General features: G+C 37.3%; 14 protein-coding genes. 12 read left to right on the top strand and 2 right to left on the bottom strand.

The window, feature by feature from the left end; translation table 11 throughout:
- Positions 1-62: 62 nt before the first annotated feature.
- From ABDZ91_RS20225 to phoU, 8 genes are all read left to right on the top strand, one after another.
- Positions 63-668 carry a ribosomal eL19 family protein gene (locus tag ABDZ91_RS20225; protein WP_343803309.1) on the top strand — a complete coding sequence of 202 codons (606 nt, stop codon included), beginning with the start codon at positions 63-65 and terminating at the stop codon, positions 666-668.
- Between the two features lie 97 nt (positions 669-765).
- Complete coding sequence (locus ABDZ91_RS20230; RefSeq protein ID WP_343803312.1) at positions 766-1986, top strand: MFS transporter; 1221 nt, start codon at positions 766-768, stop codon at positions 1984-1986.
- 143 nt (positions 1987-2129) lie between these two features.
- Positions 2130-4319, top strand: coding sequence for a peptidoglycan D,D-transpeptidase FtsI family protein (locus ABDZ91_RS20235; protein ID WP_343803315.1), 2190 nt, complete (start codon positions 2130-2132; stop codon positions 4317-4319).
- A gap of 201 nt (positions 4320-4520) precedes the next feature.
- Positions 4521-5519, top strand: coding sequence for a PstS family phosphate ABC transporter substrate-binding protein (locus ABDZ91_RS20240; protein WP_343803318.1), 999 nt, complete (start codon positions 4521-4523; stop codon positions 5517-5519).
- Between the two features lie 136 nt (positions 5520-5655).
- A complete protein-coding gene (gene pstC, locus ABDZ91_RS20245; RefSeq protein WP_343804244.1) occupies positions 5656-6597 on the top strand; it encodes a phosphate ABC transporter permease subunit PstC in 942 nt (313 codons plus the stop codon).
- Positions 6598-6599: 2 nt separating this feature from the next.
- Positions 6600-7484 carry a phosphate ABC transporter permease PstA gene (gene pstA / locus ABDZ91_RS20250; protein ID WP_343803321.1) on the top strand — a complete coding sequence of 295 codons (885 nt, stop codon included), beginning with the start codon at positions 6600-6602 and terminating at the stop codon, positions 7482-7484.
- A gap of 20 nt (positions 7485-7504) precedes the next feature.
- The gene (pstB, locus tag ABDZ91_RS20255; protein ID WP_425541879.1) at positions 7505-8317 is read left to right on the top strand and encodes a phosphate ABC transporter ATP-binding protein PstB; all 813 of its coding nucleotides are present in this window, start codon (positions 7505-7507) and stop codon (positions 8315-8317) included.
- 17 nt (positions 8318-8334) lie between these two features.
- Positions 8335-8994 (top strand): phosphate signaling complex protein PhoU, encoded by a 660-nt coding sequence (gene phoU, locus ABDZ91_RS20260; protein WP_343803323.1) that lies wholly within the window; start codon positions 8335-8337, stop codon positions 8992-8994.
- Between the two features lie 58 nt (positions 8995-9052).
- Here phoU and ABDZ91_RS20265 read toward each other — a convergent pair whose 3' ends face one another.
- Both ABDZ91_RS20265 and ABDZ91_RS20270 read right to left on the bottom strand, forming a co-directional pair.
- The gene (locus ABDZ91_RS20265; RefSeq protein ID WP_343803326.1) at positions 9053-9559 is read right to left on the bottom strand and encodes a hypothetical protein; all 507 of its coding nucleotides are present in this window, start codon (positions 9557-9559) and stop codon (positions 9053-9055) included.
- Complete coding sequence (locus ABDZ91_RS20270) at positions 9556-9921, bottom strand: hypothetical protein (RefSeq protein WP_343803329.1); 366 nt, start codon at positions 9919-9921, stop codon at positions 9556-9558. The genes ABDZ91_RS20265 and ABDZ91_RS20270 overlap by 4 nt, the downstream gene beginning before the upstream one ends.
- Before the next feature lie 463 nt (positions 9922-10384).
- Between ABDZ91_RS20270 and ABDZ91_RS20275 the strand changes: the two genes are divergently transcribed.
- From ABDZ91_RS20275 to ABDZ91_RS20290, 4 genes are all read left to right on the top strand, one after another.
- A complete protein-coding gene (locus ABDZ91_RS20275; RefSeq protein WP_343803332.1) occupies positions 10385-11005 on the top strand; it encodes a hypothetical protein in 621 nt (206 codons plus the stop codon).
- 59 nt (positions 11006-11064) lie between these two features.
- On the top strand, positions 11065-11214 hold the full coding sequence (gene rpmG, locus ABDZ91_RS20280; protein ID WP_343803335.1) for a 50S ribosomal protein L33: 150 nt from the start codon (positions 11065-11067) through the stop codon (positions 11212-11214).
- Between the two features lie 65 nt (positions 11215-11279).
- Positions 11280-11843: a 5-formyltetrahydrofolate cyclo-ligase gene (locus ABDZ91_RS20285; RefSeq protein WP_343803338.1), complete on the top strand. Its 564-nt coding sequence runs from the start codon at positions 11280-11282 to the stop codon at positions 11841-11843.
- A 76-nt stretch (positions 11844-11919) separates the two neighbouring features.
- Positions 11920-12099 carry a hypothetical protein gene (locus ABDZ91_RS20290; RefSeq protein ID WP_343803341.1) on the top strand — a complete coding sequence of 60 codons (180 nt, stop codon included), beginning with the start codon at positions 11920-11922 and terminating at the stop codon, positions 12097-12099.
- Positions 12100-12240 lie beyond the last annotated feature (141 nt).

Consider the following 12240-nt stretch of genomic DNA (forward strand, 5'->3'; position numbering starts at 1 on the left):
CATAATTATTTCCTCCTAATGTTTTACGTGGTTGTTAAACATTGTAACCAGGAAGGAATAATTTGACCCCTTTTTGTTTTTACACAATTATATGGACTTTATCCAGTTATCCGAAGTTAGCGGATGGTTATCCGAAGTCAGCGGGCAGTTATCCGAAGTTAGCGGGCGGTTATCCGAAGTCAGCGGGCAGTTATCCGAAGTTAGCGGGTAGTTATCCGAGGTTAGCGGGCGGTTATCCGAAGTTAGCGGGCAGTTATCCGAAGTTAGCGGGCAGTTATCCGAAGTTAGCAGGCGGTTATCCGAAGTTAGCGGGCAGTTATCCGAAGTTAGCGGGCAGTTATCCGAAGTTAGCAGGCGGTTATCCGAAGTCAGCGGGCAGTTATCCGAAGTCAGCGGGCAGTTATCCGAAGTCAGCGGGCAGTTATCCGAAGTTAGCGGGTAGTTATCCGAAGTCAGCGGGCAGTTATCCGAAGTTAGCAGGCGGTTATCCGAAGTTAGCGGATGGATATCCGAAGTTAGCGGGCAGTTATCCGAAGTTAGCAGGCGGTTATCCGAAGTTAGCAGGCAGTTATCCGAAGTTAGCGGATGGTTATCCGAAGTTAGCGGGCAGTTATCCGAAGTCAGAGAAGTCATCCAACTTTTCATCAATGTCAGATACCGTTTCCTAATGTTAATCTTAACAATCCATCACCAAACTCTCCTAAATATTGAATAATGTCCCCCCAACTGCCAAACACTAATGGTACGAAAAAGGGGAGACAAACCATGAGTCATTTTAAAAAATTGATCGGTGATGTGGATCTTTCAAAAGATTTGCTCCTCCTTCTGTCAATAGGTGGACTATATTCATTAAGTGTCGCCTTGTCCAATACATTCGTTAATATATACCTATGGAAACAATCAGGTGAATATCTAGACTTAGGATTATACAACCTTGCCGTTGTTGTATTGCAACCCCTAACTTTCATTCTCGCCGGACGTTTGGCAAAAAAAGTAGATCGAGTCATTGTCCTGAGAATGGGAGTTTCTTTTTTAGCGGCCTTTTACATAACGGTGTTATTGGTTGGCGAAAATGCTTCAAACTTTATCCTTTTATTAGGTGCATTACTCGGAATAGGGTATGGGTTCTATTGGTGTGCCTTTAATGTCTTGACGTTTGAAATCACAGAACCTGAAACGAGGGACTTCTTTAATGGTTTTATGGGAGTCCTGTCGTCAAGTGGAGGAATGATTGGACCTATTGCAGCAGGTTATATTATCTCGAATCTTGAAAGCTTCACTGGATACACCATTATTTTTTCCATTTCACTAACCCTGTTTATTTGTGCAGTCGTGCTAAGCTTTTTTTTAAAGCGAAGACCTGCAACAGGCCGATATTTATTCACAAGGATTATTAAAGAAAGAAAGAACAACAATAATTGGAAATATATAACAAATGCTCATTTCTTCCAAGGACTGCGTGAAGGGACATTTGTTTTTGTGATATCCGTCTTTGTTTTTTTATCAACCGGAAGTGAATTAGCATTAGGAACATATGGGCTCATTAACTCTGGAATCTCATTTTTGGCCTACTATATTATTTCTCGAATTATTCGCCCAAAGAATCGAAAACGTTCTATCTTAATTGGAGGTTCTCTTCTATACCTAGCCATCTTTCTCATCGTATTTGATGTGTCTTTTATAAAGTTGATTATGTATGGATCTGTAATTGCTGTGGCATACCCGACACTTTTGGTCCCCTATATTTCCATGACATATGATGTTATAGGTCGAGGATGGAAGGCAGCAGAAATGAGAATAGAATATATAGTAGTGCGTGAGATTTTCTTGAATTGTGGAAGAATTACATCGATTCTTTCTTTTTTAGCAACGATAACGTTCTTTGACCCCACTGATAGTATTCCAATTCTCTTGATGGTATTAGGAGCAGGTCACTTTATTATTTATTTCTTTGTAAGAAAAGTACAATTAGCAGAAGCCAGTTAAAGGGAACCTGTCCGAGGTTCTCTTTTTTGTCATGTTGGGTAGTTAATCGCCGAGTCAAAAAAGGATTCTATTGTAACTAGAAATTCCCCCTATTTTTCTTTACAATAAAGAATAGTACGTTTTGAGAAGGAGTGGGAGAGTGAATGGGGAAGAAAAAGAAAAAGACACATATTCCCTTCCGATTAAATATCCTATTCTTCTGTGTGTTTTTGTTATTTTCGTTACTCATTTTTCGATTGGGCATTCTACAAATCGTAAATGGGGAGGATTACACAAAGGCCATTGCAAGAACAGAAGCTTTTACCGTTAACAATTCTGTACCGAGGGGAAAAATGTATGACCGGTATGGGAATGTAATTGTAGACAATATACCGCTGAATGCGATTACTTTTACACAACAACAGTATGCTAAGCAGAAGGATATGTTGGAAGTTGCGGAGCGGTTAGCTCTTTTAATTGAAAAGGACTATGATAGGTTAACTGAGCGGGAGAAGAAGGATTTCTGGATCATGCTTCATCCTGAGGAAGCTGAAGAGCTTCTTACTGAACAAGACTATCAAGACCTCAAAGATGAAAAAATCACAAGTTTATATCAGGTACAAGTCGAAAGGGTAACAGAAGAACATATTAATGAACTTACAGACCAGGAATTAGAAGTGGCAGCGATTTATTTTAAGTTCATTGGAGGATATGCTCTTACTCCTCAAATTGTAAAAAATAAGGGAGTTACTCCTGAGGAATTTGCCATCGTTAGTGAAAACCTGCAATCATTACCAGGTGTTGATACGACGACTGACTGGGAAAGGTATTATGCTTATGATGAGACGTTACGGTCATTACTAGGAAATGTTTCATCAGCAGATGAAGGCTTACCTAGAGATGAATTAGATTATTACTTATCTCGTGGATATAGTTTAAATGACCGTGTCGGAAAAAGTTACTTAGAAAAAGTATATGAAGAACTATTACATGGACAGAAAGCAAAAGTAAAGACCGTAACCGACAATAATGGGAATGTTGTAGATACAGAAGTGATATCTGAGGGTGAACGAGGCAAAGACTTAGTTCTAACGATTGATATGGAACTACAACAACGTGTTGAAAAGATTATTGAAGAAGAACTGATAGAGAAGAAGAAGCTCCCTGCAACGGATTATCTGGACCGTGCGTTTGTTGTGATGATGGATCCATACACTGGTGAGATTATAACCATTGCAGGAAAGCAGTACGTAAAAGATGAAGAAACGGGCGAGTGGGATATGAGAGATTTCGCACTCGGTAATGTTACCACTTCTTATGTAATGGGATCTGCTGTAAAAGGAGCTACTGTGTTAACGGGATACAATGAAGGGATTATTGAACCCGGTGGAACACTATATGATGAAGTGATTAGAATTTATCGAACACCTGATAAAAGTACATTTGGTGGTCCTCTTGGTCGAATTAACGACCTGAGAGCATTATATAGATCTTCGAATGGATACATGTATAAAATTGCAATTGGAATTGGTAAAGGTAATTATGTCCCGGGCCAACCATTACCACTAAAGAAAGATTCATTAGAGGTCTTTAGAAGAAACTTTGCACAATTCGGTTTAGGTGTACCTACTGGAGTTGACTTACCGAATGAAACCATAGGATATAAAGGAGTTTTTGGTTCTGGATTTGTACTCGACTACTCAATTGGTCAGTACGATTCTTACTCTCCACTTCAAATGGTTCAATATGTTTCTACCATTGCGAATGATGGGTATCGCATGAAGCCGCAGTTAGTAAAAGAAATTAGAGAGCCCATCTTAGATCAGGAACATTTAGGTCCTATTTTGGATACAGTGGACCCTGTCATTTTAAACCGTCTTGAAATGTCAGATGACGAAATTGAACAAGTTCAAACTGGATTCTACCAAGTCATGCACCATCCAGAAGGAACTGCACGTTCATTCCGTGATAAACCTTATAATCCAGCTGGTAAGACTGGAACGGCGGAAACCTATATTTATGACCCTGATTTAAAAAAGAGCCTTCCGACAACAAATCTTTCACTAGTCGGTTATGCTCCTTTTGAAAACCCAGAAGTCGCAATTGCCATAGTAGTACCGTCTGCCTACCAAAGCAATGCTGGTAAACACAGCATGAACTTAGATTTAGGAAGTAAAGTGCTAGACGCATACTTTGAAATTAAAGAAAAGCGAATCAATCAAAACAACCCTGTCCAAGAAATTGAAAATATCGATCAGGTAAAAGAAGGGCAAGAAACAATCCGAGAAGAGAATGATCAAGGAACTGTCGAGGAAGATTCAGAAGAAGAATCTGAAAATGAGGAAACTCCATAGTTACAACAAAACCTGATGTGCCTTTTGGTACATCAGGTTTTTTATGTTCAGAAAAATAGTCAACCGCACATTTTTTCAAATTTCGACGTGATTTACAAAACGTTAACACTCGGTTAAAACGTAGTTTACGTTCCCCTAGTATTCTATCAATAGTAAGACAAACAACAACCAATCTTAAAAACTCTTAGGGGGAATATCTCAATGAAGGTGTTCAAGAAATTTAGCCTACTACTTATTTTAGCAGCGGCAATGATGTTTGCGGCAGCATGCGGTACAGATACGGAAGAAGACAATGCTGATAATACAGCAGGAGATAGTGGAAATGATGCTGGTGGAGAAACAGCCGATTTAGAAGGAAGCGTAGTAATTGACGGTTCAGGTACTGTATATCCTTTCATGGCTGAAATGGCAATAAATTATATGACTGAGCAAGAAGGTGTTTCAGTTGAAGTAAGCCGTGCTGGTACAAGTGCTGGGTTCAAGAAGTTCTTAGTTAAGGATGGAACGGACTTCAATGATGCATCACGTAAAATTAAAGATGAAGAAGCTGCTACTGCAGAAGAATTAGGTATTGAAGTTCAAGAGTTAAAAGTTGCTTTAGATGGATTAACATTTGTAATCAATAAAGAAAACGATTGGGCTACTGATCTTACTGAACAAGAGATTAAAGATATTTTCTTAGCAAGTAGTGGGGTTGAAAAATGGTCAGATGTACGCCCTGGATTCCCTGACGAACCAATCGTTACCATGGGTCCAAACGAAAACCATGGTACTTATGAGTTCTTCTTTGAATCAATCCTTGATGAGCAAGATCTAGTAGAAGGTGTTAACCTCCAACAAGAATATTCAACATTAGTTGATATGGTTTCTAAGGATAAAAACGCGATTGCATTCTTTGGTTATGGTTACTATGTAAACAACACTGATAAATTAACTGCTGTTAAGATTGATTTTGGAAATGGTCCAGTTGAACCAACACTTGAAACAATCGGTGAAGGTGAAGATTTTGCTTACTCTAATTTCACTCGTCCAGTATTCACTTACTTAAATGTGAATATGGCAAAAGAAAAGCCACAAGTATTAGATTATGCAATCTATACGATGGAAAATGCACAAGATGTTGCTGCAAAAACTGGTTTTGCTCCGCTACCAGACGAAGAAATTCAAGCAACCCTTGACACTCTAAATGCTTTAAAATAATTCTAATTTTTAATTGAAATGGATTTAGAAGGTGGGAAGATTTTTCTTCTCATCTTCTTATGTGTTTTTATCAACTGGATGGAAATTTTCTCCTTATATAATAAGGATGAAAGGGGTTTTCAACTTGGAAAAGACGATGGCTAAAGATAAAGAAAAAGTCAATGTTAAAGAAATGATTGCAAAGAATAAAAGTTCAATAAACACAGCAAGAATCTTTGAAATCCTGGTTCCAAAAATCCTTTTAGCAATCGCATTTGTATCTATTCTTACGACAGCTGGAATTCTATTAACTCTAATCTTTGAGACCCTTGCATTTTTTAGAGAGGTTCCGATTGTAGAATTCTTCACAGGGACAGACTTAAAGCCATTAGGTGAGAATGCACAATTCGGAGTGCTGCCACTGTTAACGGGAACAGTGATTTCTTCTGTAATTGCGATGACTGTTGCTATTCCAATTGGGCTAATGACCGCTATTTACTTAAGTGAATATGCATCAGAAAAAGCAAGAAAGGTTTTAAAACCAATCTTAGAAGTTTTAGCGGGGATTCCTACAATAGTTTATGGTTTCTTTGCTTTTACATTCGTTACCCCTTTACTAAGGTCCATAATTCCTGGTCTAGAGCCAACAAACATCCTCAGTCCAGGTCTAGTAATGGGAGTTATGATTATCCCGATGGTTGCTTCCCTTTCTGAAGATGCAATGAGCTCTGTCCCAAATTCTATGAGGGAAGGTGCTCTAGCTCTTGGAGCTACAAAGCTGGAAGTGACTTGGAAAGTAGTAATTCCTGCTGCTATCTCTGGAATCATTGCTTCATTTGTATTGGGGATTTCACGTGCAATTGGAGAAACAATGATTGTAACGATTGCAAGCGGAAGCTCTAAGAACTTTACATTTGATATTACCGAATCAATGCAGACAATGACAGCCTATATTGTTGAAGTAGCTAGTGGAGAAGCTGCTGCTGGCACAACCTTGTACTACAGTTTATATGCAGTAGCGATGACCTTATTTGTTTTTACAATGATTATGAATATAATTGCACAATATATCTCTCGTAGATTTAGGGAGGAATACTAACTATGAAACATGTAGATGCTGCTCAAGTACAGAAGAATATGGGCTCTCGTTTATTAATAAACAAAATGGCAAGAACCTTATTTCTTTTTGCAACCCTATTTGGACTTGTTGTTCTCATTGTTTTAATATACCGAGTATTTAGTGAAAGTTTAGGCTGGATTGACTTTAACTTCCTGACAGGAAAACTGCATACGGATCCTGAGAAAGCTGGGATTATGGGTGCAATATCTGGGACATTATGGCTTATGGCAGTTGTAGCCCCAGTTACCATGTTTTTAGGCATTGGAACCGCTATTTATCTTGAAGAATATGCAAAAAAAGGCCGTTTACAGTCATTTATTCAAACCAATATCTCAAATCTAGCCGGGGTTCCTTCCATCGTATTTGGGATTCTAGGCTTAACATTATTTGTAAGAGGGATTGACTTAGGTGCAATCATTTTAGCTGGTGGATTGACGATGTCATTATTAGTCCTTCCTATAGTAGTAGTAGCTAGCCAAGAGGCGCTCCGTGCAGTTCCTGGATATTTAAGAGAAGCATCATATGCTATGGGGGCGACAAAGTGGCAGACTGTTAAAAATGTTGTACTTCCGGCAGCACTTCCTGGAATTTTAACGGGGGTGATCTTAGCGTTATCACGTGCTATCGGTGAAACTGCCCCACTTATTGTAATAGGAATTCCTGCATTACTAATTCCAATACCCGATAGCGTCTTTGATAAGTTTACAATTTTACCTTTGCAAATTTATTATTGGACAATTGATTCTGCTTTAACTACCGAATATGCGAACCTTGCTGCAGCGACAATTGTAGTCTTGTTGATTACCTTGTTCTTAATGAACTCTATTGCAGTCTTTATTAGAAATAAATTTCAAAAGAGATATTAATTGGATGGAGGGGTTTTACAATGGCAGTCATCTCAACTAGTGAGAATAAAGATAATCTACAATACGAATCACCTAAGAAAAAGGTGGTATATGATACAAGGGATTTGAATCTTTGGTATGGAGAAGATCAAGCGTTAAAAAATATCAATCTATCAATAAATGAAAATGAAGTTACAGCAATAATTGGCCCATCAGGTTGTGGGAAATCAACTTACATTAAAACTTTAAATAGAATGGTTGAGTTAGTTCCTACCGTTCGAATCTCAGGAGATATTCTCTATAGGGAAAAGAGTATTCTTGATAAGTCCTATAAGGTAGAAGACTTAAGAACGAAAGTTGGAATGGTATTCCAAAAGCCAAATCCATTTCCGAAATCAATTTATGAGAATGTTGCGTATGGACCAAAGATACACGGAATCCGTAATAAGAAAGTATTGGATGAAATTGTTGAAAGAAGCTTACGTGGAGCAGCTATCTGGGATGAGGTAAAAGATCGCCTGCATGAGAATGCCTATGGTTTATCAGGTGGGCAACAGCAGCGTCTATGTATAGCCCGCTGCTTAGCAATTGAGCCGGATGTCATCCTAATGGATGAGCCAACTTCAGCTCTAGATCCCATTTCAACACTAAAAGTAGAAGAGCTTATTTCTGAATTGAAAAAGGAATATAGTATCATCATTGTAACCCATAATATGCAACAAGCTGCTCGTATTTCAGATAAAACTGCTTTTTTCCTAAATGGTGAAGTGGTCGAATTTGCACCAACAAATACTATTTTTTCAAACCCAAGTGATAAGCGTACTGAGGATTACATTACAGGGCGATTTGGTTAAATGAGGAGAGAAAAAAGATGAATGTGAGACAAGAATTCCAAGAAGAATTGAATGTATTAAAATCTCTACTATTAAATATGGGAAAAAGAGCAGAAAATGCTTTGAGGGAATCCATCAAGGCATTACAGGAACAAGATGTTGATTTGGCGTTGAAAATTATTGATGAGGACTATAAAATAAATCGTCTTGATGATGAAATAAATGAGAAAGCAATATGGTTAATAGCTAAACAACAACCGGTAGCTACTGATCTAAGAAGAATCATCGCAAGTATTAAAATTGCAACTGACTTGGAAAGAGTGGGTGACCAAGCTGTAAATATAGCTAAGTCGACAATTAGAATTGGTAAAGAAGCCTTGTTTAAGCCTCTAAAAGACATTCCTGCAATGGCAGACAGAGTCCTTCAAATGCATGTAGGTGTATTAGAGGCATTTGATAAAGAGGATTACAATTTAGCCAAAGAAGTGGCAGAGATGGATAATGAAGTGGATGAAATGTACGGAAAATTAGTAAATGAGCTTCTTTCTAATATTCCAAAGTCTCCAGAATTAACAGCACAAATTACACAGCTAGCTTTTGTTTGTCGTTATCTTGAGAGATCTGCTGACCATACGACAAATATTTCGGAGAGTGTCATATTCACCGTTAAGGGTAAAAATTATGATTTAAATAGATAAAAGAACGGATAATGTTTCTGTTCTCAAAAAATAAAAAGGACCGGGCGTTTTGCCCGGTTTATTTTGAAATTGTGTCTGCTATGACATCAAAAGACATGTCACTCGTGACTGTGTGTGTTCCAATCTGAATATAACCTTCTAATTTTCGATCCACAATGTACTTATTAAATGCCCTGGCATCTTCAACAATTCCGTTCTCCTCTAGTAAATAACCAACTTCACTTGAACTCATCCCTGGTTTAATGACTAAAGAATATGTTTTCTTAGGTTCTGTTTCATTGTTAACCTCATCTTGTTCAGCTGAATCTGTATCGGTCCCTGGATTAGCTTGCTCTTCTTGAGGTGCTTCAGTTTCTTTTTGTTCTGTTTCTTTTGTCGAAAGTTTTTGTTGAATCTCTTCCCACTCATTTGCTGATAGAACTATATATTCGTTCTTTTCTAATGTAGCAACAGCATCATCGACTTCTACTTCATTCGAATCGGACGTCATTTGATAAACAAGAGAGAGAACTACCGCTGTCAAAAACATCCCTATTGCGAATCCTTGAATACTCTGTCTTCTCATGAAATAGTCCCTCTCATTTGGCGTTCCGTTTCAATAATTTCTTCAACTTCTTCAGTTGATAATGCAGACTGAGACGATATTTGACTAACCGGGACACCTTGTTTATGTAGAGATAACACTTGATTCACAATAATTTCATTAGGTTTGGATTTGTTTGTTGATAGAGGGGATGAACTATGATCAACTAACAATTCTTCCTCAAGTACTTTGATTCTCTTTTTAAATTGATAGGAATCCTGTATGACTTGGTATGAAAGCTCCTCTAATTCCACTTCAATTTGTTTTAAGCGATTCGGTAAAAACAAAGAAATGACAAAAAGTAAGATGGAGACTCCAATAAAAAAGATAAGTAAAAACCCCATAATTCTTCATCCTTTACTGTAAGTCTATGATAGTTATATCATACCTCCACCGGTGAGGAAACAAATTAATGCAATCTTCGCCAAAGTGTAATATAACTGTGATATTTTCTGTCATAATTAACCGAATTTCCACCTAAATAATGGCTTGGTTATCATCATTTACCAACCAATTAGTCTAACCTAAAAATTTTTAGATAACTTTAAGTTAGAACCAGTAACGGGTCAACATATTCCGACAAAATGTGTTTATTGTCTGAATATTTCCCTGATGCTACCATATATATAAGAAGACATAAGCCAGTTTGCACGAGCATATTATAATCTTTTAGCTTAAATGGAAAAATTGGTTGCCAAAAATTAAGATGATGACAATATGTACCCAGCCTAGAAAGTAGGCGCTTTCAAAGGTACAAGCTAATAAAAGAACGTCTAATTAAACTTTAATGAAAGGAGAAGATGAGTAATGAAAGCAAACCTTAACCTCTTTTTAGATTTAATGACTATGCCAGATAATTTACATTACCGAAGCGAAAATTTGAGTGTATTAAATAGTTATATTTGGAGCAACGGAAAGTTATCAATCACATCGAATCAACCGGAGGACGGATCAGAGTTGATTTGGAATACGCGTCAGTTTCCATTGGGAAGCAAAGGTAAGGTTAAAATGGTTCAGATCCACAATGGAAGCACAACATATCAAGATGTTAAGGTATTCTTTGAAAGTAGAAAGACGCAGCAGTTCCAGCAGGTAGGTTACGTTTCCCCTAAGAATGATTGTATTTTCATCCATAACGAAAATGATATACAATTAGTCAATGGGACAATCAATGGAGGGCGAATGAAACAATGCGCTGTTTTTCCAGTATTTGACTTAAAACAAAAAATTAGGTCCGGAATGAAAAAGGGGCGGCTCCATTATCAGCCTTTTGCGAAAGGTAATATCAGTTCGATGTTTTCATTAGAGTGTTCAATCCCGCCAGGAGAAACCATTACTGCATGGGGATGGACCGTTCAGGGGAAGCATAATGAAGAGGTATTATGTTGGAATAATGAAATCAGAAAAAACGCACTAGCCATGTCCTAAAAAAAATGGTATCATAGAAAAGTCGTATGTAGATGCATTTATAGTTTGGAGGGAAAACAATGCGCGTGAATATTACATTAGCTTGCACAGAATGTGGTGAGCGTAACTATATTTCCACTAAAAACAAGCGTGAGAACCCAGATCGTCTTGAGCTTAAGAAATATTGCCCAAGAGATAAGCGTTCAACTGTACACCGTGAAACAAAGTAAGCAGCAGGGTTTTTAACTCCGCTGCTTTTTTTTATTTTACTTCATCATAAAGGGAGTCATCCGATATGACAAAAGACAGTATTAGAAAGATAATGAAAACTAAGCTAAAAAAGTTGTCAAAGCCTGAGTATGAACAAAAGTCCTTCCAAATTGCCCGTGAACTATTTTCATCAGATGCTTGGAAAAATGCTGAGACGATAGGAATTACAATTTCAAATCCACCAGAAGTGGATACGTATTTCATCATTAAACAAGCATGGCTAGATGGTAAAAGGGTAGCGGTACCTCGTTGTATTACGAAGGAGAAAAAATTGGATTTTCGTTTCATCTCATCTTTTGATCAGCTTGAAAATATATACATACATTTATGGGAACCAAAAATTGAAATTACTCAATCTGTCACCAAACAAGAAATTGAACTCCTTGTTGTCCCTGGTTTAGCTTTCAATAAAGAAGGATATCGAGTAGGTTTTGGTGGTGGTTACTATGACCGTTACTTAGTTGATTTTGATAACCAGACAATTTCTTTAGCATTTGCAGAACAATTAGTTGTTGAAATGCCCATTGATACATATGACAAACCTGTCAAACAAATTGTTACGGAAAATGGTTTTCACATAGTAAAGTAATATGACCGATTAAAATTTTGTTTTATGGGATAAAGCCGGATTCTCTTGCCAAAATAATAGGTAGGAGGGATTTAGTATGTCATCAATTGTAAAATGGTTATTTGCAGGAGTTACCGTCATGTTGCTCTATAATAATCGGTATAAAATTATGAATGTGCTACTAGGTCAATATTTTGTTCGAAAGTTACTCATCCGTTATTCCATGCAGATTCCGTTTTTAAGAGAGAAGTTTGTTCAAGGCACATTTAAAATGTAACTTTTTGCGCAGAAGAGATTATTCTCTTCTGTTTTATTTTGATTTAATGAGAATATGACATGTAAATAGGGACTCTACCATACAATTATCTAGATAAGGACAAAACAGAAGGAACCAGATAAAATAAGAGTATTGACTTTG

This window comes from Bacillus carboniphilus (assembly GCF_039522365.1).
GTDB classification, from domain to species: domain Bacteria; phylum Bacillota; class Bacilli; order Bacillales; family JC228; genus Bacillus_BF; species Bacillus_BF carboniphilus.